Here is a 24,202-nt window from a genome sequence, read left to right as displayed (position 1 = left end):
GGGTAGCGGCTACGCCTTACCCGGCCTACATTTCGTACTCGTAGGCCCGGTAAGCGCAGCGCCACCGGGCATAAAATCACAGCACCGAAGGTAACAGCCCCACCAGCCGTCCTTCCTCCAGAAGCTGCATCGCCTTATCAATATCCGGCGCAAAGAAGCGGTCGTCATCGTAGTGCGTAACGTGCTCGCGCAGTTCCTGGCGCGCCTGCTCCAGCAGCGGGCTGGATTTTAGCCCTTCGCGCAAATCAATACCCTGACACGCCGCCAGCCACTCCACCGCCAGCACGCCGCGGGTGTTAGAGGCCATCTCCCAGAGGCGACGCCCGGCAGCCGGGGCCATCGAAACGTGATCTTCCTGGTTGGCTGAGGTTGGCAGGCTGTCCACGCTGTGCGGATGCGACAGGGCTTTGTTCTCGCTTGCCAGTGCCGCGGCGGTGACCTGGGCGATCATAAAGCCCGAGTTGACCCCGCCGTTGCGCACCAGGAATGGCGGCAGCTGGGACATGTGCTTATCCATCATCAGCGCGATTCGACGCTCAGACAGCGCCCCGATTTCGGCAATCGCCAGGGCGATATTATCTGCGGCCATCGCCACCGGTTCGGCGTGGAAGTTACCGCCAGAAACCACCTCGTTTTCCTGAGCAAATACCAGTGGGTTATCGGACACCGCATTGGCTTCGACCAGCAGCACTTCTGCCGCCTGGCGCAGCTGCGTCAGGCATGCGCCCATCACCTGCGGCTGGCAGCGCAGGGAATACGGATCCTGCACCTTCTCACAGTTGTGATGCGAATCGGCAATGTCGCTAGTATCGGTAAGTACGTGGCGGTACATGGCGGCGGCATCAATCTGCCCGCGCTGGCCGCGCACCTCGTGGATGCGGGCATCGAACGGACGACGCGAGCCGAGCACCGCCTCAGTGGTCAGTGCACCGCACACCACCGCCGAGGCGAACAGATCTTCCGCTTCAAACAGACCGCGCAGCGCGAAAGCGGTCGACGCCTGCGTGCCGTTGAGCAGCGCCAGCCCCTCTTTTGCCGCGAGGGTGATCGGCGTTAAGCCAGCTTTTTTCAGCGCCTCTTTCGCAGGCAGCCACTCCCCTTGCCAGCGCGCCTGGCCTTCACCCAGCAGGAGCAGCGACATATGCGCCAGCGGCGCCAGATCGCCGGAGGCGCCGACGGAGCCCTTCGCCGGGATCCACGGATAAACTTCCGCATTGACCAGCGCCATCAGCGCCTGGATCACGCTCAGACGAATGCCGGAAAACCCACGCGCCAGGCTGTTGATTTTCAACACCATCATCAGGCGGACGATCTCATCGTCCAGCGGCTGGCCAACCCCCGCCGCGTGCGACAGCACCAGCGAACGCTGTAAATTCTCCAGATCGTGCGTGGCGATGCGGGTCTGCGCCAGCAGGCCAAACCCGGTATTGATGCCGTAGGCGGTGCGCCCCTCCGCCACAATCGCCTCCACGCAGGCCACGCTGTCGTTAATGGCACGGTGGGCGCTTTCATCAAGGGAGAGTGTCACCGGCTGACGCCAGACGTGACGCAGCTGTTTGAGCGTCAGCGAGCCGGGAGTAAGTGTTAACGCGTTCATGCAGGCTTTCCTTGTGTGGCGGGGATCATCGGCAGGTTCAGGCCCTGCTCTTTGGCACAATCAATGGCAATCTCGTAACCCGCATCCGCGTGACGCATCACGCCGGTTGCCGGGTCGTTGTGCAGCACGCGAGCGATACGCGCGGCCGCTTCATCAGTTCCGTCACAGACGATGACCATCCCGGAGTGCTGGGAGAAGCCCATCCCGACGCCGCCGCCGTGGTGCAGCGATACCCAGGTCGCGCCGCTGGCGGTGTTCAGCAGGGCATTCAGCAGCGGCCAGTCGGAGACCGCATCCGAGCCGTCGCGCATGGCTTCGGTTTCACGGTTCGGACTGGCGACAGAGCCGGAGTCCAGGTGGTCGCGGCCAATGACGATCGGCGCGGAGACTTCGCCGCTGCGCACCATTTCGTTAAAGGCGAGGCCGAGTTTTTGCCGCCACTCCAGCCCGACCCAGCAGATACGCGCCGGCAGGCCCTGGAAGTTAATGCGTTCGCGCGCCATATCCAGCCAGCGATGCAGGTGTTCGTCATCGGCGACAATCTCTTTCACTCTGGCGTCGGTTTTGTAGATATCCTCCGGGTCGCCGGACAGGGCAACCCAGCGGAACGGCCCAATGCCGCGGCAGAACAGAGGACGAATATAGGCGGGCACGAAGCCGGGGAAGTCAAAGGCGTTAGTCACCCCCATCTCTTTCGCCATCTGGCGGATGTTATTCCCGTAATCAAAGGTCGGAATACCCATCTTACTGAAGGCCAGCATCGCGGAGACGTGTTCCGCCATGGCGCGTTTGGCCGCCAGTACCGTGCCCTCAGGATCGGTTTCCGCTTTTTGCTGGTAGTCTTCCCACGTCCAGCCTTTTGGCAGATAGCCGTGGAGCGGATCGTGAGCGCTGGTCTGGTCGGTGACCAGGTCCGGACGCACGCCGCGCGCCACCAGTTCCGGCAGAATATCCGCCGCGTTGCCGCACAGGGCAACCGACACGGCTTTGCCTTCAGCGGTGTACTTTTTGATGCGCGCCAGCGCGTCATCGAGGTTGTCGGCCTGTTCATCGACATAGCGGGTACGCAGACGGAAATCGATGCGGCTCTGCTGGCACTCAATGTTCAGGGAGCACGCGCCCGCCAGCGTCGCGGCCAGCGGCTGCGCGCCGCCCATGCCGCCCAGTCCGGCGGTGAGCACCCAGCGGCCTTTCAGTGATCCGTTATAGTGCTGACGGCCCGCTTCCACGAAGGTTTCATACGTGCCCTGCACAATCCCCTGGCTGCCGATGTAGATCCAGCTACCCGCGGTCATCTGGCCGTACATGGCCAGCCCTTTTGCGTCCAGCTCGTTGAAGTGTTCCCACGTCGCCCAGTGCGGCACCAGGTTGGAGTTGGCAATCAGCACGCGGGGCGCATTTTTATGGGTTTTGAATACGCCAACCGGTTTGCCGGATTGCACCAGCAGCGTTTCGTCGTTTTCGAGATTCGTCAAAGACTCAACAATCGCGTCATAGCACGCCCAGTTGCGCGCGGCGCGGCCAATGCCGCCGTAGACCACCAGCTCGTGGGGATTTTCTGCTACCTCAGGATCAAGGTTGTTCATCAACATGCGCAGCGGTGCTTCGGTGAGCCAGCTTTTTGCGGTGAGCGTGGTGCCGCGCGCGGCGCGGACATCCTGCTTGCGGTATTTATCTGACGACATTGTGTGTTCCTCATAAGGGACAGGTGATGCATTTAGATATACTTGTATAGACAAGCACACACAAGGTCGGATTTAACAAAAAAGATACAATTTTGCTATATTGCGTTAGCGATCACGCTTATAAAACTTATGACATAAAGTGGCCCTGCAACCGGTAGCGATTCCCCGGGAATAGCAGCTTCGCATGCGACACAATTTGCGAGGACGACCAGGTACGACGGCGGATCAGCAGACAGGGATCGTGCTCTTTAATACGCAACAGCACGCACTCCTGCGGCGTGGCGCGCACGGCTTCCACGATATGCTCCCCTTCCGTCAGCGGGGCGACGAGCGAGAGATACGCATGCGGTGTGGTTTGGGTGTAATCCTGGCTCAGGTAATCCGGTATCCGCTCCGCGTTGACGCAGCGATCTTCAATCTGGACCGGAATGTCGTTCTCATAATGCACCATCACCGAATGGAAAATCCGGGTGCCCTCGGTAACGTTCAGCTCGATGGCCTGTTCGGCGCTGGCCTGCGTCTCTTCAAGCACCAGCACCTCGCAGTGGTGCTGATGGTTGCGGGCGGCAATTTCATCGGCAATGCTGCGGATTTCAAACAGCGCCGACTGTCCTTTTGGCTCGGCGACAAAGGTTCCGACACCCTGCAAACGCACCAGCAACCCTTCATCGGTCAGTTCACGCAGTGCGCGGTTGATGGTCATTCGGCTAAAGCCAAACTGCGCCACCAGCTCGGCCTCGGACGGAATGCGGTCGTGCGGGCGCCAGACGCCGGCGGCGATTTTTTCGCTGATCGCCTGCTTCACCTTTTCGTAAAAAGGCGCGGGAGGGCTCGGCTGCGGCAGGGGCGAGCGTGAAAACATCATGACTCCTTGAATGTTGTTATGCCCACCAGTGAGCAATTTGCCAGGCCAGTCGGGCGGCGAGCTTAGCGCCCTGACCGTCCCGATCGTAGTGCGGATTAAATTCCACCAGATCCGCCGCCTGTAGTTTACCGCTTCGGCAGATACGCTCAATCACCGGGAACAGATCCAGCGCCGGGATCCCCAACGCCGCAGGGGCGGACACGGCGGGCATTTCTGCGGCAGGCAGCACATCGAGGTCAACGGTGAGATAAACCCGGTCTGCCTGCGCAAGCACGCTATCCAGCGCGGATAGCGCATCCCGGCGAAAATCGAGATCTTCAACCAGCGTCACGTTCAACCGCTCAGCTTCCTCCCACAGCGCCTGAGTATTCGCCGCACGGCTTACCCCCAGGCAGGCGTAGTGAAACACCCGCGACTGAGACGCGCAGTAGTGCGCCAGCTGGCGGAACGGCGTGCCGGACGTTGCCCGTTCGGCCTTGCGTAAATCGAGGTGCGCATCCAGATTGATCACCGCAAGGCGATCGTTCGGAAAGGCGTCCAGCACGCCGCGCCCGTGCGCCCAGGCGGTTTCATGTCCACCTCCGAAAACCAGAGTACGCATCCCGGATTGCTGGCACGCGGTTATGGCCTCGCTCAGCGCCTGCTGTGCCGCCTCCAGCGCGTGGCCTTCAACATAAATAGCGCCCATATCCACGAGGCGCGCATGCCCCTGATGGCTCGCCATATTCGCCAGCGCGCCACGCAACACATCGGGCGCCTGTGCAGCACCGGGCCTGCCCTGGTTACGCTTAACCCCTTCATCACATTCAAAGCCCAGCAGGGCGATGCCTGACGGCGCGGGAGAAAAGTGTTCGCGCTGTTGTATGGTCTGGAAGAGACGTTTCGCGGTGCTGGACTCGGCGCTGTCGTCACGACCCTGCCAGACCTGCGGAGAGACGGGATGCCACAGTTTCATGCTACCTGCCCCCGAAACACGCGTTGATACATAGGATTCCGCCCCGGCTCGTAAACCATCTCAACCGGATGATTCGCCTCCCAGACGACGAAATCAGCCACATAACCGGGCTTTAACTGCCCGTGCGTCGCACCACGTCCTAGCGCCTGCGCCGCATGCCGCGTCACGCCAGCCCAGGCCTCTTCCGGCGTGAGGCCAAACTGGACGCAGGCCATGTTCATTGCCAGATGCAGGCTGGCAAACGGGCTGGTGCCCGGATTGTAGTCGGTAGCCACCGCCATCGGCACGCCCTGCTCTCTCAGCTGCGCTACCGGTGGACGCTGGCGCTCCTGAAGAAAATAGAACGCGCCGGGGAGCAATACCGCCACCGTGCCGCTTTGCGCCATCGCCTGAATACCTGAATCATCGAGATACTCAATATGATCGGCCGACAGCCCTTTATACTGGCTGACCAGCGCCGCGCCGCCGAGATTCGACAGTTGTTCTACATGCCCTTTTACCGGGATCCCGAGCGCGGCGGCGGCCCGGAACAGGCGCTCGGTTTGCGCCGGGGTAAAGCCGACGTTTTCACAAAACACGTCCACCGCTTCAAATAACTCTTTTTGCCACAGCGTGGGCATGATCTGCTCACAGACCAGCGCCAGATAGGCATCCGGATCCTGTCGGTACTCGGCAGGAACGGCGTGCGCGGCCAGCAGCGTCGGGCTGATATCGACCAGATTATTCAGGCTGAGCTGGCGGGCAACCAGCAGCATTTTCTCTTCGGCTTCGGCATTCAGTCCGTATCCCGATTTGATTTCAACGGTCGTTACGCCTTCATTCATCAGCCGCTGGAGTCGCTGCTGCGCCACCGTCAGGAGCGTTTCCGGCGAACTGTTGCGGGTGGCCGTGACCGTGGCGTTAATTCCGCCGCCCTGCGCGCTAATGGTCTGATATGACACGCCGTTAAGCCGTTGCTCCCATTCCGCTGCGCGATCGCCGCCGAACACCAGATGGGTGTGGCAATCGATCAGGCCGGGGGTAACCAGACGCCCGTCGAGATCGACACACTGACGATGCCCGGAGGGGATCTCGGATTCAGGAATAATGGCCAGAATCGTCTGGCCGCGCACAACGAGGGCATGTTGTTCTCTCAGGCCGTAGGGCTCCGCCTCACCTGTCGCCAGGGTTGCCAGTCGCGCATTTCGCCATATCACATCATCGGGATGAAGCTGCTGCATGTGCCTTCCACTTGTCATGGGTTGTATAGACATTTATTTTCATCTGCCGCCTGCTGTCAACCGCATTGGGGGAAAATGTTATTTATTTGTGATGACTTTCCCGTCGCCTGCGGGCAAAAATGCAACTTTTCCGGTTTTTATCTTCCCGTTTCGCTCAACTTAGTATAAAAAAGCAGGCTATTTCGTCTATCCAGATAAGACTTGCATACCCAGGAGCATTACCTTGAATATTTCCAGGATTTCCCGTCTGGCGTTGGCACTCGCCTTTGGCGTGACTTTATCCGCTTGCAGTTCAACACCACCGGATCAGCAACCTTCTGAGCAGGTTGCTCCGGGCACCGCTTCCCGTCCGATCCTGTCAGCGGCTGAAGCGAAGAACTTCACCCGTGCGCACTATTTCTCGGCGATGGATCCCAATGCAGCCCCGTGGACGCCTTCTTCTATTAACCTGCCGAAACAGCCAGACTTCGTTGTCGGCCCGGCCGGGGCAGAGGGCGTTACACACACCTCTATTCAGGCAGCCGTTGATGCCGCAATTACCAAACACAGCGCATCTCGTCAGTACATTGCCATCCTGCCGGGTGAATACGAAGGAACCGTTTATGTTCCGGCGGCACCGGGAAGCATTACGCTTTACGGCCTGGGCGAAAAAGCGGTCGACGTAAAAATTGGCCTGGCGATTGATTCAGAGATCGACAGCACCACCTGGCGCCATCTGGTGAACCCGGCCGGTAAATACATGCCAGGTAAACCGGCGTGGTATATGTTTGATAACTGCCAGCGCAAGCGTGCCGCCACCATTGGCGTGATGTGTTCAGCGGTATTCTGGTCACAGAACAATGGCCTGCAATTGCAGAACCTGACCATTCAGAACACCCTGGGCGACAGCGTTGACGCAGGTAATCATCAGGCCGTGGCGCTGCGTAGCGATGGCGACAAGGTACAGATTAACAACGTCAATATCCTGGGCCGCCAGAACATCTTCTTCGTGACCAACAGCGGCGTGCAGAATACCCTTCAGAACAACCGTCTGACGCGTACTCTGGTCACCAACAGCTACATTGAAGGCGACGTGGATATGGTCTCTGGCCGCGGCGCGGTGGTATTTGATAACACCGACTTCCGCGTGGTGAATTCACGTACGCAGCAGGAAGGTTACGTCTTTGCCCCGGCCACGCAGTCTAACCTGTTCTATGGCTTCCTGGCCGTGAATAGCCGCTTTACTGCTGCTGGCGATGGCGTGGCGCAGCTTGGTCGCTCTCTGGACGTGGACTCCGCCACTAACGGCCAGGTCGTGATCCGCGACAGCGTGATTAACGAAGGCTTTAACATGGCAAAACCGTGGGCGGATGCGGCGATCTCGAAACGTCCTTTCTCCGGCAACACCGGCACGGTGGATGAGAAAGACAACGTGCAGCGTAACCTGAATGACGCTAACTTTAACCGCATGTGGGAATATAACAACCGCGGTCTGGGTAGCAAAGTGGTTGCTGAGCCGAAGCAGTAAAATGCCTGCTGCCGGGTGGCGGCTGCGCCTTACCCGGCCTACCTCATGCATTAACCGCGCATAAAAAAACCTCGCATTTGCGAGGTTTTTTTTCGTCTACGGATCAATGAGCGTTAATCACAACCCACATCGGCCCTTGTCCGACCGCATAGCGTCCTTTCTCTTCCAGTAGACCCTGCACGCCCTGGATTTCATAGAGCGCAATGTGGTGGGATTTCTGCCCCGCCGCAATCAGGTATTTGCCGCTGTGATCGACATTAAAGCCGCGCGGCTGGGTTTCTGTCGGCTGGAAGCCTTCAACTGCCAGAACGCTGCCGTCTTCGGAGACGCTGAAGACGGTGATCAGACTGGAGGTACGGTCACAGGCATACAGGTGACGGCCATCCGGCGTAATGTGAATGTCTGCCGCCCAGCGTGTGTCGGAGAAATCAGATGGCATCATGTCCAGCGTCTGTACGCACTCGATCTGCCCGTTAGGATCGTTCAGCTCCCACACGTCTACCGAGCTGTTCAGCTCGTTAACGACATAGGCATACTGCTGATTCGGATGGAAGACCATGTGGCGCGGGCCTGCGCCTTCCACGGTGGTGACTTCCGCCGGGCTCTGCGCGACCAGATGGCCGTCATCGCTCAGGGTGAACAGGCAGATGCGGTCCTGCTTAAGCGCTGGCACCCACAGCGTGCGGTTATCCGGCGAAATGTTGGCGGAGTGGCAACCTTCTAGCCCTTCTACCACGTCGACGGTTTCAACGGGAATACCGTCTTCCAGGCGGGTGACGCTCACGCAGCCTGCATTGTAGGAGCCGCTGAAGATAAAGTTGCCTTTATGGTCAGTGGAAATATGGGTCGGGCTGCCCGGCAGCGGGGCTTCTGCGGTATAGGTCAGCGCGCCGTCGTCCGGGGAGATGCGGTATGCCAGCACGCGGAATTCCGGGCGTACGCCGACATAAAGAAAACGTTTATCCGGGCTGACGACCATCGGCTGCACCTGGCCTGGCACATCAACAACCTGAACCAGCGTAAGCGAACCTTCTGTATTCAAACGCCAGACATGGATCTGCTGACTTTCAGGACTGGCGGTATAAACGGTTTGTTTCATGAATACTCCTGATTATTTTTAACGGTGAATGCTGAATTGTAGTCCGGGATTTTGCAGGGTTCCGCTCTCGGTGTACCATCCCGACAGACCTTAAATTCAACATTAACCCGGAAGAAAAAATGACCTCGCGAGTGATTGCCCTGGATTTAGACGGAACACTGCTTACCCCTCAGAAAACCCTGCTCCCCTCTTCTCTTGAGGCCCTCAAACGAGCCCAGGAAGCGGGGTATCAACTTCTCATCGTAACGGGTCGACATCACGTAGCCATTCATCCTTTTTATCAGGCACTGGGCTTAGATACACCTGCAATTTGTTGTAATGGCACCTATTTGTATGATTATCAGGCAAAAAAGGTTTTAGCCTCCGATCCGCTTCCCGTTACGCAGGCGCTGCAATTGATTGATTTACTGGATGAGCATGCCATTCACGGCCTGATGTATGTGGACAACGCCATGGTGTATGAACGCCCTACCGGCCATGTGATCCGCACCAGCAACTGGGCTCTGTCTCTGCCGGAAGCGCAGCGTCCGGTGTTCACTCAGGTTTCCTCCCTGCGCCAGGCGGCGGAAGACGTCGACGCAATCTGGAAATTTGCCCTGACCGATGAAGACACCGCCAAACTGAATACTTTCGCAAAACATGTCGAGCATACGCTGGGTCTGGAATGTGAATGGTCCTGGCACGATCAGGTGGATATCGCCCGCAAAGGCAACAGCAAAGGAAAGCGTCTGACCCAGTTCGTTGAATCGCAGGGCGGATCAATGCAGGACGTAATTGCCTTCGGCGATAACTATAACGACATCAGCATGCTGGAAGCGTCCGGAACGGGCGTGGCGATGGGTAATGCCGATGACGCGGTGAAAGCGCGCGCTGACGTGGTGATTGGCGATAACACCACCGACAGCATCGCGCAGTATATTTATACCCACCTGCTGTAATCAGGCGGTTATGGAAACGCTCTTGATTTGCGCGTAAAGCCACAGGCCAGGCTTGATGCCCAGCTCATCCCTGGCCCACGGGCTGATGCGCGCCCACAGCGTTCTGTTGCCTACTTCCAGCTGCACTTCCACCTGGCCGTTATCATCAAAACACTGCGCCACTTTTGCGCGCAAAATATTGCGGATACTGGTTTGCAGCGGCGGTTGCAGGACCAGGGAGACATCCGACGCCTGAATGCGGATCCGTAACGTGGACTGAATCGGCGTATCGATTTTATTCACCCACAAATGCTGATCGCCCAGCGCCAGCGCGGTCATCGCGTAGTGCGGATGGTGCTCCAGCACGCTCACCTTCAGAATGCTGCTCTGCTGCTCCTTTGGCAGCCATGGATGCATAACGCTGCTGCCCCACACCTCCTCCAGATTGCCGAATGCCTTCACCCTGCCCGCTTCCAGCACCAGCACTTTGTCGGCCAGATGTAAGATCTCATCCAGCGAATGGCTGACGTAGAGCATTGGCACATTGATTTCCCGCGCCAGACGTTGCAGATACGGCAGCAGCTCGCGCTTGCGCGGAATATCCAGCGAGGCCAGCGGCTCATCCAGCAGCAACAGTTCCGGCGCGGTTAACAGGGCGCGGCCAATCGCCACGCGCTGTTTTTCACCACCCGACAGCGACGACGGCAGACGATCCAGCAGCGGTTCGATGCCCAGCAGCGCCACCAGCTTATCGAACTGTCCGGCCATGTTTTTTGCCATGCCGTAACGCAGGTTCCCGCGAACGCTGTAGTGCGGAAACAGGCGCGCATCCTGAAACACATAGCCGATACGGCGTTTGTCCGGTGACAGGCAGACCTTCTTCTCCGCGTCATTTAAGACGCGGTTATTTAGCACAATACGGCCAGACTGGGGACGCGTCAGGCCGCTAATCGCATTAATCAGCGACGTTTTCCCCGCCCCGGACACGCCAAAAATGGCGGTGATACCGCTGGCAGGCAGCGTTTCGTTCAGCGTCAGGGTGTGGCTGCCCAGGGTTTGCGTAAAGTTGAGTTCCAGCATCACGATTTCCCCATCCGTTCACGGCTGAGGCGCGCCAGCCACTCAGATACCAGCAGCGAGACCAGAGCGAGCACAATCGAAATAATACACAGCCGGGCCGCCGCACCTTCGCCGCCCGGGGTCTGAATCAGGGTATACATGGCCGACGGGATGGTCCGCGTCTCGCCGGGAATGTTCGACACAAAGGTGATGGTCGCGCCAAACTCACCCAACGAGCGGGCGAAGGCTAACACCGTACCGACGATAATGCCCGGTAACGTGAGCGGAAGCGTAATGGTCAGGAATACCCGCCAGCGGCCTGCGCCCAGCGTGCGGGCGGCCTGTTCTAACCGGATATCCACCCCTTCCAGCGCCAGGCGGATAGCGCGCACCATCAGCGGGAAGGACATTACTGCCGCGGCCAGAACCGCGCCGCGCCAGCTGAAAGCAAAGGTCAGTCCGAACCAGTCGTACAGCCATTCGCCGATAAAACCGCGCCGCCCCATGGAGATCAGCAGCAGATATCCGACCACCACAGGCGGTAAGACAAGCGGAAGATGGAGAACACTGTCGAGCAGGGCTTTGCCTGGAAACTTCACGCGAACCAGTAACCAGGCAAAGAACACCCCAAAGGGCAAACTCAGCGCAACCGCCAGGGAAGAGACTTTCAGGCTCAGCAGCACGGCCTGCCATTCAGGTTCGGTCAATATCATTCGTGAGTCGTAAATCCGTAACGTTTAAAGATAGCGGACGCTTCCGGCCCCTTCAGGTAGTCAACGAAGGCCGTCACGCTCGCATTTTTATGTCCATCAACTATCGCAACAGGATATTCTACTTTCTTATGCGAGTCTTCCGGGAAGGTGCCCACCACCTTCACACCTTTACTGGCGACGGCATCGGAGCCGTAAACGATCCCGAGTGGCGCTTCGTTACGCTCCACCAGCGCCAGCGCGCCACGCACATCTTCTGCGGGAGCCAGCTTCGGCGATAAGGTCTCCCATGCACCCAGTTTTTGTAGCGCTTCTTTCGCATAAATCCCGGCAGGAACATGCTCCGGATCGCCTACCGCCAGACGGCCACCGTTGAGCAGACGGGTCCAGTCCGTCTGTTTGTTGATGGCGATGTCGTCCTGCTTGCTGTTTGTGGGCGCGACCACCACCAGGCTATTTCCCAGCAGCGTTTCGCGGGTAGCCGTATCAACAGATTTTTTCTCCACCGCGTAATCCATCCATTTCTGATCGGCAGAGATGAACAGATCCGCGGGTGCCCCCGCTTCAATCTGGCGGGCCAGCGTGGACGAGGAGGCAAACGACGAGACCACCTCGACGTTTTTCTCTTTTTTGTATACCGCAGCAATATCCTGCATCGCGTTAGTCAGCGACGCCGCCGCAAAGACCGTGATTTTTCCTTCATCCGCCAGTGCGTGGGCGGTGAGTGAGAGAGTCAGCGTTGCCCCTGCGAAAAGGCGTACCCATGAACGTGCCATTTGAAGCTCCTGTGCGTGTCGTTATATACAAATAAATATAACGATATATCGCAGGCGTTCCTAGCGCTAAATCGTACCCATTAATGCGTAAACTCAAGGAACGTTGTAAAAGATATCGGCGGGAAAGGAATAAACTTGAGAGCAAAACGCCCGGGCTGGCCGGGCGTTTTGGAGGAAATCATTGCTGCTTTTTAGGCTGGTCACGACGATGACCAATGTTCGAAAAGACGTTGAACACTTCACCCAGGCCGTAGATGGCACCGAGGATGATAGCCATCACTACTGGCACCATGATTACCGCGAATACCAGACTTTTCAACAACTCTAACATGGTTTTCTCCAGATCTTGTGAACGGCTTATTCTACCCTGAAAAGTAAGAAAAACATCCCCTTTTGTGCGGTGCGCTTTCCGCCCCCGGGCATTTGGGTCACAATAGCCTTTTTGCCGGGACACTGTTATGCAGGCCGAAATTCTCCTCACACTACGACTTCAGCAGAAGCTTTTCGCCGATCCGCGACGCATCGCCCTGTTAAAACAAATAGAACAAACTGGCTCGATTAGCCAGGGAGCCAAAAACGCCGGCATCAGCTATAAAAGCGCCTGGGATGCGATTAACGACATGAACACCCTGAGCGAACATACGCTGGTTGAGCGCGCCACCGGCGGGAAAGGCGGCGGCGGCGCCGTGTTGACGCGTTACGGGCAACGTCTGATCCAGCTCTACGATTTACTGGCGCAGATCCAGCAAAAAGCATTTGATGTGCTGAGCGATGACGACAACCTGCCGCTGGACAGCCTGCTGGGCGCCATCTCCCGTTTCTCTTTGCAGACCAGCGCCCGCAACCAGTGGTTTGGTACGGTGACGGGGCGCGATCATTCGCAGGTGCAGGAGCATATAGAGATTCTGCTCGCGGACGGTACGACGCGCCTGAAAGCCGCCATCACCGCGCAAAGTGGTCAACGCCTTGGGCTGAACGAAGGTCAGGAGGTGCTGGTATTACTCAAAGCGCCCTGGATCAGCATCGCACTCAACCCTGAGCAGGCCGCAGAGGCCGACAACCAGCTACGCGGGCGTATCAGCCACATCGAGCGCGGCGCAGAACAATGTGAAGTGCTGATGACCCTGCCGGATGGACAGTTGCTCTGCGCCACCGTTCCGGTGAACGACGCGACCGAATTAGACGAAGGTGCTGTGGTGACCGCATATTTCAATGCAGACAGGGTAATTATCGCCACATTGTGCTAAGCGCATTGACAACCCTGCTTCCACTGAGTATCCCTGACATCTGTTGCTGCAAAAAATGGGATAACACATGTCATCATTGCATATTTCGCAAGGCACGTTTCGTCTTAGCGATACCCGTACCTTATCGCTGCCAGAGTTAACCCTTCGCGCCGGAGAAAGCTGGGCGTTTGTGGGCACGAATGGCAGCGGAAAATCCGCGCTGGCCCGCGCTCTGGCAGGCGAATTAACCCAACTGAAGGGTGAACGTCGGTGCACCTTTACCCGGCTGACGCGCCTTTCCTTCGAACAGCTGCAAAAGCTGGTCAGCGATGAGTGGCAGCGTAACAATACCGATTTGCTCAGCCCCGGCGAAGAAGATACCGGCCGCATGACGGCGGAAATTATCCAGGATGAGATAAAAGATCCTGCCCGCTGTCAGCAGCTGGCGGAGCAATTTGGCATTACCGCCCTGCTTAATCGCCGCTTTAAATACCTTTCAACCGGTGAAACGCGCAAAACGCTGCTGTGTCAGGCGCTGATGAGCGAGCCGGAACTCCTGATCCTGGATGAACCGTTTGACGGACTGGATGTGCAATCCCGCGCGCAGCTGGCAGCGTTGCTGGCGTCGCTTAACCAGCAGGGATACACGCTTGTGCTGGTTCTTAACCGCTTTGATGAGATCCCGGATTTCGTACAGTATGCGGGCGTGCTGGCGGACTGTAGCCTGACCGAAACCGGCGAGAAAGCCGTACTGCTTCGGCAGGCGCTGATTGCGCAGCTGGCGCACAGCGAGAAACTGGACGGTATTGCCCTGCCGGAGCCGGATGCGCCTTCGGCACGCCACGGGCTGGAGCCTGACCAGCCGCGCATTGTGCTGCGCGATGGGCTGGTTGCTTACGACGATCGCCCTATTCTTAATCACCTCAGCTGGACGGTTAATCCTGGTGAGCACTGGCAGATCGTCGGCCCCAACGGAGCGGGTAAATCCACGCTGCTGAGCCTGATCACCGGGGATCACCCGCAGGGATACAGCAACGATCTCACCCTGTTCGGCCGTCGCCGCGGCAGCGGGGAAACCATCTGGGATATCAAAAAGCACATCGGCTATGTCAGCAGCAGCCTGCATCTGGACTACCGGGTGAGCACCACGGTGCGAAACGTGATCCTCTCTGGCTTCTTCGACTCCATTGGTATTTATCAGGCGGTATCCGACAAGCAGCACAAGCTGGCGCAGCAGTGGCTGGATATTCTGGGTATGGATAACCGGGTCGCCGATGCGCCATTCCACAGCCTGTCGTGGGGGCAGCAGCGGCTGGCATTGATCGTCCGCGCGCTGGTCAAGCACCCTACGCTGCTGATTCTTGACGAACCGTTGCAGGGGCTGGATCCGCTCAACCGTCAGCTGATCCGCCGCTTTGTGGATGTCCTGATTAGCGAAGGTGAAACCCAGCTGCTGTTTGTGTCCCACCATGCTGAAGATGCCCCGTCCTGTATCACCCATCGGCTGGAATTTGTCCCTGACCGCGAGCAATACCGCTACCTGCTGAGCAAAATCGATTAACGCGTGGAGGGCGCTGCCCTCCGCTTTTCAGACAACCTGCAACAATACATCTCTATCTCTTTGATCTACAATGCACTCAGTCTGTGAAAAAGCGCGTGTGAAAACCAGTGTAAACGATACCACTATTTTATCCCATGTCACACTTTTCGCGTCTCTGATATGCTATGGTTAATTCATACCATAAGCCTAATGGAGCGAAATATGCGAGTTCTGGTAACAGGTGGTAGCGGTTACATAGGAAGTCATACCTGTGTGCAACTGCTGCAAAGCGGCCACGATGTCGTCATTCTTGATAACCTGTGCAACAGTAAGCGCAGCGTGCTGCCGGTCATTGAACGCCTTTCGGGTAAACAGCCGACTTTCGTGGAAGGCGACATCCGCAATGAAGCGTTGATGACTGAAATCCTTCACGATCACGCGATTGAAACCGTTATCCACTTCGCGGGCCTGAAAGCGGTTGGCGAATCGGTGGCAAAACCGCTTGAGTACTATGACAACAACGTCAACGGTACCCTGCGTCTGATCTCCGCCATGCGTGCGGCCAACGTTAAAAATTTTATCTTCAGCTCCTCCGCGACCGTCTACGGCGATCAGCCAAAAATCCCTTACGTTGAAAGCTTCCCGACCGGTACGCCGCAAAGCCCGTATGGCAAAAGCAAGCTGATGGTAGAGCAGATCCTGACCGACCTGCAAAAAGCCCAGCCTGAGTGGAGCATCGCCTTGCTGCGCTACTTCAACCCGGTCGGCGCACATCCGTCAGGTGATATGGGCGAAGATCCGCAGGGCATTCCTAATAACCTGATGCCGTATATCGCGCAGGTTGCCGTAGGGCGCCGCGATTCCCTGGCGATTTTTGGTAACGATTATCCCACCGAAGATGGCACCGGCGTGCGCGATTACATTCACGTCATGGATCTGGCCGACGGCCACGTGGCGGCGATGCAGCAGCTGGCGGATAAACCGGGCGTGCATATTTACAACCTCGGCGCCGGGATCGGCAGCAGCGTGCTGGACGTGGTGAATGCCTTCAGTAAAGCCTGCGGCAAGCCGGTGAAGTATCACTTCGCTCCCCGCCGGGATGGCGACCTCCCGGCTTACTGGGCCGATGCCACCAAAGCGGATAAAGAGCTTAACTGGCGTGTCACCCGCACGCTTGATGAAATGGCACAGGATACCTGGCACTGGCAGTCACGCCATCCGCAGGGTTATCCGGATTAAGGATTTGTCATGACGCAATTCAATCCCGTCGATCACCCGCATCGTCGTTTTAACCCGCTCAGCGGGCAATGGATTTTAGTTTCACCGCATCGCGCCAAGCGCCCCTGGCAGGGGGCGCAAGAGACGCCTGCCAAACAGACGCTGCCGCAGCATGATCCGGACTGTTTCCTCTGCCCGGGCAATACGCGCGTGACGGGCGATAAAAACCCGGACTACCAAGGCACCTTCGTGTTTACTAATGACTTTGCCGCGCTGATGACCGATACGCCAGACGCGCCGGAAAGCCATGACCCGCTGATGCGCTGCGAAAGCGCCCGCGGCACCAGCCGCGTGATCTGCTTCTCGCCCGATCACAGCAAAACGCTGCCGGAGCTGAGCGTGGATGCCCTGAAAGAGGTGGTCAGCACCTGGCAGGCGCAAACCGCAGAGCTGGGGCAGAGCTATCCCTGGGTGCAGGTGTTCGAAAACAAAGGCGCGGCGATGGGCTGCTCCAACCCGCATCCGCACGGTCAGATCTGGGCGAACAGCTTCCTGCCGAATGAAGCCGAGCGTGAGGACCGACTGCAAAAAGCCTATTTCGCCCAGAACGGTTCGCCGATGCTGGTGGATTACACCCAGCGTGAGCTGGCGGATGGCAGCCGTACCGTGGTGGAAACCGAGCACTGGCTTGCGGTGGTCCCTTATTGGGCGGCGTGGCCGTTTGAGACGCTGCTGCTGCCGAAAGCCCATGTTCAGCGCATTACCGAACTCAGCGACGCCCAGCGTGACGACCTGGCGCTGGCGCTGAAAAAACTGACCAGCCGCTACGACAACCTCTTCCAGTGCTCCTTCCCCTACTCCATGGGCTGGCACGGCGCGCCGTTTAACGGCGAAGAGAATCAACACTGGCAGTTACATGCACACTTCTACCCGCCGCTGCTGCGTTCTGCGACGGTACGTAAATTCATGGTGGGCTATGAAATGCTGGCGGAAACCCAGCGCGACCTGACGGCGGAACAGGCGGCAGAACGTCTGCGTGCCGTTAGCGACGTCCATTACCGCGAATCAGGAGTCTAAAAATGAGTCTGAAAGATAAAACACAATCCCTGTTTGCTGAAAAATTTGGCTACCCTGCCACCCATGTTATCCAGGCGCCAGGCCGCGTTAATCTGATCGGCGAGCACACCGACTATAACGACGGTTTTGTACTGCCGTGTGCCATCGACTACCAGACGGTGATCAGCTGCGCGAAACGCGACGATCGTCACGTGCGAGTGATCGCCGCGGATTACGGCAACGAAATTGACGAATTTTCCCTCGATGCGCCGATCGTGACCCACGACAGCCAGCAGTGGTCGAACTATGTTCGCGGCGTGGTGAAGCACCTGCAAAAGCGTAACAAGAATTTCGGCGGGGCCGATCTGGTGATCAGCGGCAACGTGCCGCAGGGGGCCGGATTAAGCTCTTCCGCATCGCTGGAAGTGGCGGTCGGCACCGTGTTCCAGCAGCTTTATCATCTGCCGCTGGACGGGGCGCAGATCGCCCTCAACGGTCAGGAAGCGGAAAACCAGTTCGTGGGCTGCAACTGCGGCATTATGGATCAGCTGATTTCCGCGCTGGGCAAGAAAGAACACGCTTTGCTGATTGACTGCCGCTCCCTCGGAACCAAAGCGGTTCCGCTGCCTAAAGGTGCGGCTGTGGTGATCATCAACAGCAACTTCAAACGCACCCTGGTGGGCAGCGAGTACAACACCCGTCGCGAACAGTGCGAAACCGGCGCGCGCTTCTTCCAGCAGCCAGCCCTGCGTGATGTCTCACTTGATGAATTTAACAAGGTTGCTCACGAACTGGACCCGGTTGTCACGAAGCGCGTGCGTCATATACTGACGGAAAATGCCCGTACCGTAGAAGCCGCCTCCGCGCTGGCGAAAGGTGACCTGAAACGGATGGGCGAGCTGATGGCCGAATCGCATGCCTCCATGCGTGACGATTTCGAAATCACCGTGCCGCAAATCGACACCCTGGTTGAAATTGTGAAAGCCACGATTGGCGACAAAGGCGGCGTGCGTATGACCGGCGGCGGATTCGGCGGGTGCGTCGTCGCCCTGGTGCCGGAAGAGCTGGTCCCTGCCATTCAGGACGCGGTGGCTAAACAGTACGAAGCCAAAACGGGCATCAAAGAAACTTTCTATGTCTGCAAAGCATCACAAGGAGCCGGACAGTGCTAAACGAAACACCAACACTCGCACCGGATGGTCTGCCGTATCGCCTGTTAACCCTGCGCAACAGCGCCGGGATGGTGGTTACGCTGATGGACTGGGGCGCAACGTTACTTTCTGCCCGCGTACCGATGCCTGACGGCAGCGTGCGCGAAACCCTGCTTGGCTGCGCATCGCCGGAGCAGTATATCGAGCAGACCGCTTTTCTGGGCGCATCCATAGGCCGCTACGCTAACCGCATCGCCAGAAGCCAGTTTACGCTGGACGGCGTATCGTATTCTCTGCTTGCCAGCCAGGGCGAAAATCAGCTACACGGCGGCCCGGAAGGGTTTGATAAACGTCGCTGGAAGATTGTGCAGCAAAATGACGGTGAGGTCTGGTTCTCTCTGGACTCCCTCGATGGAGACCAGGGCTTCCCGGGCAATCTCACCGCAACAGCGCGCTTCACCCTGACCGAAGATAATCGCTTCGCCATTGAGTACCGCGCGACCGTCGATAAGCCGTGCCCGGTCAACCTGACTAACCACGCCTATTTCAACCTTGACGGTAATCAGACCGATGTCCGCAGCCACAAACTCCAGATCCTGGCGGATGAGTATCTGCCGGTCGATGAGATGGGTATCCCTTATCAGGGGCTGAAACCGGTAAGCGGAAATAGCTTTGATTTCCGTCAGCCGAAAACCATTGCTCAGGATTTCCTGAGTGATGACGATCAGCGCAAGGTGAAAGGCTACGACCACGCGTTCCTGTTGCAGGCAAAAGGCGATCTTTCTCAACCTGCCGCACAGGTCTGGTCTGCTGATGAGAAGTTACAGATGACGGTCTACACCACCGCCCCCGCCCTACAGTTCTACTCCAGTAACTATCTGGAGGGTACCACGGCGCGTGAACATGACGCCTACGGCGCCTGGCAAGGACTGGCGCTGGAAAGCGAGTTCCTTCCGGACACGCCTAACCATCCTGAATGGCCGCAGCCGGATTGCGTGCTACGTCCGGGTGAAGAGTACGTAAGCGTCACCGAGTATCATTTCATTCCACGCGCTTAATGTCCGGCGGCGCACGGGCCTACGAATATAGGCCTGATAAGCGAAGCGCCATCCGGCAAAAAAGACTGGCCCTCATCGCGAGGGCTTTTTTATCTCCGCCTTGCTGAAAATAGCGGCGATCGCAGACAAAATCATAACCCTGGATTCACATGCATCTTACACTCTCGAACTATTTTCGCTATGGTTAGGGTTAAGCGTTGCTGCTGGCACAGTCACGGCAATATAATGAGAATTGTTATCATTCAAAATGCTTGAGGAGTAAGAAATGGCTAATACTAAGCTTGTCCTGGTGCGCCACGGCGAAAGCCAGTGGAACAACGAAAACCGCTTCACCGGTTGGTATGACGTTGATCTGTCCGAGAAAGGCGTGAGCGAAGCAAAAGCGGCAGGTAAACTGCTGAAAGAAGAAGGCTTCACCTTTGACTTTGCTTACACCTCTGTGCTGAAACGTGCCATCCATACCCTGTGGAACGTTCTGGACGAGCTGGATCAGGCCTGGCTGCCGGTTGAGAAATCCTGGAAACTGAACGAGCGTCACTACGGTGCGCTGCAAGGTCTGAACAAAGCGGAAACCGCAGAAAAATACGGTGACGAGCAGGTTAAGCAGTGGCGTCGTGGTTTTGCGGTCACGCCTCCAGAGCTGAGCAAAGATGACGAGCGCTACCCGGGCCACGATCCGCGTTACGCGAAGCTGACTGAGGCTGAACTGCCGCAGACCGAAAGCCTGGCGCTGACCATCGACCGCGTTGTGCCTTACTGGAACGAAACCATTCTGCCACGCCTGAAAAGCGGCGAGCGCGTCATTATCGCTGCTCACGGTAACTCCCTGCGTGCGCTGGTGAAATACCTGGACAACATGGGTGAAGATGAAATCCTCGAGCTGAATATCCCTACCGGCGTGCCGCTGGTGTACGAGTTCGACGAAAACTTCAAGCCAGTTAAACATTACTACCTGGGTAACGCCGACGAAATCGCTGCAAAAGCGGCGGCCGTGGCGAACCAGGGTAAAGCGAAGTAATTTTCGCCGGACATAAAAAAAGCGTGGAGCAATCCACGCTTTTTTATTGCCCGGGACAAACTTAGCCGCGACGCGCTTTAACCGCATCCGCCAACTGACGCAGGATCGCATCGGTATCGTCCCAGCCAATGCAGGCATCCGTCACGCTCTTACCGTAGACCAGCGGCTCGCTGCCCTCCAGGTTCTGGTTGCCTTCCACCAGATGGCTCTCAATCATCACCCCAATCACTGCGCGTTCACCGCTGGCGATTTGCTGACACACATCTGCGCCGACTTCCATCTGCTTTTTAAACTGTTTGCTGGAGTTGGCATGGCTGAAATCGATCATCACCTGCGGTGCCAGACCCGCTTTCTCCAGCCCTGCTTTTACCTCCGCTACGTGTTTAGCACTGTAGTTAGGCTCTTTACCGCCGCGCAGTATAATATGGCAATCGCCATTACCGCTGGTATTCACGATAGCGGAGTGGCCCCACTTGGTCACCGACAGGAAGCAGTGCGGCGCGCCAGCCGCATTAATGGCGTCAATAGCGACTTTAATGGTGCCATCAGTGCCATTTTTGAACCCCACCGGGCATGACAGGCCAGACGCCAGCTCACGGTGAACCTGAGATTCCGTCGTACGCGCGCCAATAGCGCCCCAGCTCATCAGGTCAGCCAGATACTGCGGGGTGATCATATCGAGGAATTCTCCGGCAGCAGGCAGCCCGCTGTCGTTGATCTCCAGCAGCAGCTTACGCGCAATGCGCAGGCCGTCGTTGATCTGGAAACTGTTGTCCATATGCGGATCGTTGATCAACCCTTTCCAGCCCACGGTGGTACGCGGTTTTTCGAAATAAACGCGCATCACGATTTCCAGTTCGCCTTTCAGCTCTTCACGCAGGGCGAGCAGACGGGACGCATACTCTTTGGCCGCAGCAGGATCGTGAATGGAGCACGGCCCAATGACCACCAGAAGACGATCGTCGCTACCTTTCAGGATCTTGTGGATCGCCTTGCGGGCATGAGACACCGTGTTGGCGGCATTTTCGGTGGCGGGGAATTTTTCAAGGAGCGCTACGGGAGGTAATAACTCATTGATCTCTTTAATGCGTAAATCGTCGTTCTGATAATTCATCTTCTTTCCGGCTCTGCCATATCTTTAGTAATGAAAGCAATCCTTTCAATCTAACTTGTCGGCCACGAAGTGTAAACGGGCTTTTACACTTCGCGCAGATAATTCCTGGAATTCGCCTAAAATACACAACAAAATAGCGAAAAATGAGATCTGGCCTAAGCTTTTTACTTGTAACGACTGTTTTTAAATATTTATACGCGATTCCATCCTGACATAAATCAGGAAACTGGGATCTTTCGCCACTGAACAAGATGCACTGTTGGAGAATGTTATCCAGCGTAACGATAAGAACAGGAGCACCATGATGAAAATGACGAAACTGACTACGCTTTTCCTGACGGCAACCCTTACTCTGGCAAGCGGTAGCGTACTGGCTGCTGACGCAGGCTCATCCGGCAGCAACGGCGACGCGAATGCCGCTGCCGAAGCAGGCCAGGTTGCGCCGGATGCAAAACAGAATATTGCGCCAAACAATGTTGATAACAGTAATATCAACACGGGCAATACCAACACCGGCGGGACGAACACAGGCACGATGAACCATGAGGGTATGACTACCGACGAGGTTCATAAAAACTCAGTGTGTAAAGACGGGAAATGCCCGGACCCGAATGACAAAGTAGGCAGCGATGCCAATACCAAAACGGACGGTACTACCCAGTAACCTTCCGTAAGGTAAAACAGGGAGAGCGAATGCTCTCCTTTTTTATTTAAGCTCTTAAAAACGCTAAACTAAAAATAATAATAAATCAGGAACGATACCATGGCGCACTCCCACTCCCACTCCCATTCCCACTCCACTGGCGATGAAAATGCCAAACGGCTTCTGCTGGCTTTTGGCGTCACTGCCACCTTTATGATAATTGAGGTCACAGGCGGACTGATATCCGGATCGCTGGCGCTGCTGGCCGATGCCGGGCATATGCTGACCGACGCTGCCGCGCTCCTGTTTGCTCTGCTGGCCGTGCAGTTTGCCCGTCGCCCTCCCAATACCCGCCACACCTTTGGCTGGCTCAGACTGACCACGCTTGCCGCCTTTGTGAATGCGATTGCACTGGTGGTCATTACTCTTCTTATCGTCTGGGAGGCTTTTCAGCGCTTTCGGCATCCACAACCGATAGCCGGGACGACAATGATGGTTATCGCCATTGCCGGGTTGGTCGCCAATATTCTGGCGTTCTGGATATTGCACCGCGGCAGCAGTGAAAAAAATCTGAACGTACGGGCCGCGGCGCTTCATGTGCTGGGCGATCTGCTGGGTTCCGTAGGTGCCATCGTAGCCGCGCTGATCATTATGGGCACGGGCTGGACTCCCATCGACCCGATTCTTTCCGTGCTGGTATCGTGCCTTGTATTACGCAGTGCCTGGCGGCTGTTGAAAGAGAGCGTCAATGAGCTGCTGGAAGGCGCTCCCACGTCGCTGGATATTGGCGAGCTAAAACGCAATCTGTGTCGTTCCATTCCTGAAGTCCGTAACGTTCACCACGTTCACGTCTGGCTGGTGGGTGAGAAACCGCTTATGACGCTGCACGTTCAGGTTATTCCGCCCCACGATCACGATGCGTTGCTTGAACGTATTCGGCACTTCCTTGAGCATCACTACGAAATTGCGCACGCCACCATCCAGATGGAGTATCAGCCATGTAACGGGCCAGACTGTCACCTGAACGAGGCGCAGTCCGGCCACTCACACGCCCATCACCATTAACGGGAAAGCGCGCGCGAGCCACGCTCACGCGCGCTGTTAATCCACATGCGGCTACCGTTCAGGGCAATGACCGTCAGCAGCATGTACTCCAGCGACATGGCATAAACACCCTGGCGGGCAAAAATCACCACGCTAATGACGTTGATGACCACCCACAGCAGCCAGTTCTCAACGTATTTACGGGTCATCAGGATCATTGCGGCAATCGACAACACCATCATGCAGGAATCCCAGAACGGGAAGGCATCCGGCTGAAGCTCAGGCATCGTCACATTTAATCCCAGACCCGACATGACCGAGACCGCCACGCGCGTCAGGAAGGCAAATACCGGATCAATAAAGACGGTCATAAAGCCGATAGCCACCACGCAGGCCGCGAACCAGGCGATGGCTTTTGGCAACGGCAGCCAGCGGATTTGCAGTTCCGCCTCCTGCTGACTGTTTTGCCGAGACCAGGCGTACCAGCCATAGATATTGGCTGCGAAGAAGAACAGCTGTAGAAGCAGGCTGGCGTAGAGCTGGATCTGGAAAAAGATGATCGCAAACAGCGTGACGTTTATCAGCCCGAACGCATAGTTGCTGATCTTCTCAAGGCTGGCCAGCCAGATACAGAGTAAACCGGCCAGCGTACCCACCGCTTCAATCCACGACAGGTCATAGCCGCCCGCACCAATCGGGATATGAACCAGGATGTTCTGTGTGCTAAAAAAATCCATTTTTTCT

Annotated in this window: 23 protein-coding genes; 11 read left to right on the top strand and 12 right to left on the bottom strand. The window is 57.1% G+C overall.

Translation table 11 applies throughout. The features are described from left to right. Positions 1-76: 76 nt before the first annotated feature. The 5 genes from hutH to hutI all read right to left on the bottom strand — a co-directional run bounded on the left by hutH (position 77) and on the right by hutI (position 6,322). Positions 77-1,597, bottom strand: coding sequence for a histidine ammonia-lyase (gene hutH / locus LOC22_RS17370; RefSeq protein WP_015571090.1), 1,521 nt, complete (start codon positions 1,595-1,597; stop codon positions 77-79). Further along, positions 1,594-3,282, bottom strand: a complete 1,689-nt coding sequence (gene hutU, locus LOC22_RS17365) for a urocanate hydratase (RefSeq protein WP_032671286.1) — start codon at positions 3,280-3,282, stop codon at positions 1,594-1,596. Before hutU ends, hutH begins: the two co-directional genes overlap by 4 nt. A 127-nt stretch (positions 3,283-3,409) precedes the next feature. Continuing rightward, entirely contained in the window at positions 3,410-4,144 is a 735-nt protein-coding gene (locus tag LOC22_RS17360) for a histidine utilization repressor (protein ID WP_017694120.1), read from the bottom strand. A 19-nt stretch (positions 4,145-4,163) separates the two neighbouring features. Then, on the bottom strand, positions 4,164-5,102 hold the full coding sequence (gene hutG / locus LOC22_RS17355; protein ID WP_015571092.1) for a formimidoylglutamase: 939 nt from the start codon (positions 5,100-5,102) through the stop codon (positions 4,164-4,166). Beyond that, positions 5,099-6,322, bottom strand: coding sequence for an imidazolonepropionase (gene hutI / locus LOC22_RS17350; protein WP_032670311.1), 1,224 nt, complete (start codon positions 6,320-6,322; stop codon positions 5,099-5,101). Before hutI ends, hutG begins: the two co-directional genes overlap by 4 nt. Positions 6,323-6,545: 223 nt before the next feature. Here hutI and LOC22_RS17345 point away from each other — a divergent pair, with 223 nt between their 5' ends. After that, positions 6,546-7,829 (top strand): putative acyl-CoA thioester hydrolase, encoded by a 1,284-nt coding sequence (locus tag LOC22_RS17345; RefSeq protein ID WP_230239084.1) that lies wholly within the window; start codon positions 6,546-6,548, stop codon positions 7,827-7,829. Between the two features lie 103 nt (positions 7,830-7,932). Here LOC22_RS17345 and pgl read toward each other — a convergent pair whose 3' ends face one another. Beyond that, a complete protein-coding gene (gene pgl / locus LOC22_RS17340) occupies positions 7,933-8,928 on the bottom strand; it encodes a 6-phosphogluconolactonase (RefSeq protein ID WP_017694123.1) in 996 nt (331 codons plus the stop codon). A gap of 119 nt (positions 8,929-9,047) precedes the next feature. Between pgl and LOC22_RS17335 the strand changes: the two genes are divergently transcribed. After that, positions 9,048-9,866: a pyridoxal phosphatase gene (locus LOC22_RS17335; protein WP_017384949.1), complete on the top strand. Its 819-nt coding sequence runs from the start codon at positions 9,048-9,050 to the stop codon at positions 9,864-9,866. Here LOC22_RS17335 and modC read toward each other — a convergent pair whose 3' ends face one another. The 4 genes from modC to LOC22_RS17315 all read right to left on the bottom strand — a co-directional run bounded on the left by modC (position 9,867) and on the right by LOC22_RS17315 (position 12,721). Next, a complete protein-coding gene (modC, locus tag LOC22_RS17330; protein WP_017694124.1) occupies positions 9,867-10,925 on the bottom strand; it encodes a molybdenum ABC transporter ATP-binding protein ModC in 1,059 nt (352 codons plus the stop codon). Continuing rightward, on the bottom strand, positions 10,925-11,617 hold the full coding sequence (gene modB / locus LOC22_RS17325) for a molybdate ABC transporter permease subunit (RefSeq protein WP_003858545.1): 693 nt from the start codon (positions 11,615-11,617) through the stop codon (positions 10,925-10,927). The genes modC and modB overlap by 1 nt, the downstream gene beginning before the upstream one ends. Next, positions 11,614-12,390, bottom strand: a complete 777-nt coding sequence (gene modA / locus LOC22_RS17320; RefSeq protein WP_230239083.1) for a molybdate ABC transporter substrate-binding protein — start codon at positions 12,388-12,390, stop codon at positions 11,614-11,616. The genes modB and modA overlap by 4 nt, the downstream gene beginning before the upstream one ends. A 178-nt stretch (positions 12,391-12,568) precedes the next feature. Continuing rightward, entirely contained in the window at positions 12,569-12,721 is a 153-nt protein-coding gene (locus LOC22_RS17315) for an AcrZ family multidrug efflux pump-associated protein (RefSeq protein WP_003858549.1), read from the bottom strand. Positions 12,722-12,848: 127 nt separating this feature from the next. Between LOC22_RS17315 and modE the strand changes: the two genes are divergently transcribed. The 7 genes from modE to gpmA all read left to right on the top strand — a co-directional run bounded on the left by modE (position 12,849) and on the right by gpmA (position 20,657). Next, entirely contained in the window at positions 12,849-13,637 is a 789-nt protein-coding gene (modE, locus tag LOC22_RS17310; protein ID WP_015571099.1) for a molybdenum-dependent transcriptional regulator, read from the top strand. Positions 13,638-13,704: 67 nt separating this feature from the next. Further along, positions 13,705-15,177 carry a molybdate ABC transporter ATP-binding protein ModF gene (gene modF / locus LOC22_RS17305; RefSeq protein WP_230239082.1) on the top strand — a complete coding sequence of 491 codons (1,473 nt, stop codon included), beginning with the start codon at positions 13,705-13,707 and terminating at the stop codon, positions 15,175-15,177. Positions 15,178-15,378: 201 nt separating this feature from the next. Next, complete coding sequence (galE, locus tag LOC22_RS17300) at positions 15,379-16,395, top strand: UDP-glucose 4-epimerase GalE (RefSeq protein WP_003858554.1); 1,017 nt, start codon at positions 15,379-15,381, stop codon at positions 16,393-16,395. A 9-nt stretch (positions 16,396-16,404) separates the two neighbouring features. Further along, on the top strand, positions 16,405-17,451 hold the full coding sequence (gene galT / locus LOC22_RS17295) for a galactose-1-phosphate uridylyltransferase (RefSeq protein ID WP_047053050.1): 1,047 nt from the start codon (positions 16,405-16,407) through the stop codon (positions 17,449-17,451). Between the two features lie 2 nt (positions 17,452-17,453). Then, positions 17,454-18,602, top strand: coding sequence for a galactokinase (gene galK, locus LOC22_RS17290; RefSeq protein WP_023324336.1), 1,149 nt, complete (start codon positions 17,454-17,456; stop codon positions 18,600-18,602). Then, positions 18,596-19,639, top strand: coding sequence for a galactose-1-epimerase (gene galM / locus LOC22_RS17285; RefSeq protein WP_230239081.1), 1,044 nt, complete (start codon positions 18,596-18,598; stop codon positions 19,637-19,639). The genes galK and galM overlap by 7 nt, the downstream gene beginning before the upstream one ends. A 265-nt stretch (positions 19,640-19,904) precedes the next feature. Then, positions 19,905-20,657 carry a 2,3-diphosphoglycerate-dependent phosphoglycerate mutase gene (gpmA, locus tag LOC22_RS17280; protein ID WP_006809557.1) on the top strand — a complete coding sequence of 251 codons (753 nt, stop codon included), beginning with the start codon at positions 19,905-19,907 and terminating at the stop codon, positions 20,655-20,657. Between the two features lie 61 nt (positions 20,658-20,718). Here gpmA and aroG read toward each other — a convergent pair whose 3' ends face one another. After that, positions 20,719-21,771 carry a 3-deoxy-7-phosphoheptulonate synthase AroG gene (aroG, locus tag LOC22_RS17275; protein WP_003858564.1) on the bottom strand — a complete coding sequence of 351 codons (1,053 nt, stop codon included), beginning with the start codon at positions 21,769-21,771 and terminating at the stop codon, positions 20,719-20,721. 304 nt (positions 21,772-22,075) lie between these two features. Here aroG and LOC22_RS17270 point away from each other — a divergent pair, with 304 nt between their 5' ends. Further along, positions 22,076-22,435: a protein YbgS gene (locus LOC22_RS17270; RefSeq protein ID WP_003858566.1), complete on the top strand. Its 360-nt coding sequence runs from the start codon at positions 22,076-22,078 to the stop codon at positions 22,433-22,435. Positions 22,436-22,534: 99 nt separating this feature from the next. Further along, on the top strand, positions 22,535-23,479 hold the full coding sequence (gene zitB / locus LOC22_RS17265) for a CDF family zinc transporter ZitB (RefSeq protein WP_040117388.1): 945 nt from the start codon (positions 22,535-22,537) through the stop codon (positions 23,477-23,479). Here zitB and pnuC read toward each other — a convergent pair. Beyond that, on the bottom strand, positions 23,476-24,195 hold the full coding sequence (pnuC, locus tag LOC22_RS17260; protein WP_023296141.1) for a nicotinamide riboside transporter PnuC: 720 nt from the start codon (positions 24,193-24,195) through the stop codon (positions 23,476-23,478). The genes zitB and pnuC overlap by 4 nt on opposite strands. Positions 24,196-24,202: the final 7 nt, after the last annotated feature.

It is taken from the genome of Enterobacter sp. AN-K1 (genome assembly GCF_020971765.1).
GTDB classification, from domain to species: domain Bacteria; phylum Pseudomonadota; class Gammaproteobacteria; order Enterobacterales; family Enterobacteriaceae; genus Enterobacter; species Enterobacter hormaechei_C.
Note: the sequence above shows the minus strand (reverse complement) of the source record. Positions and strands in the feature narration are given on the sequence as shown.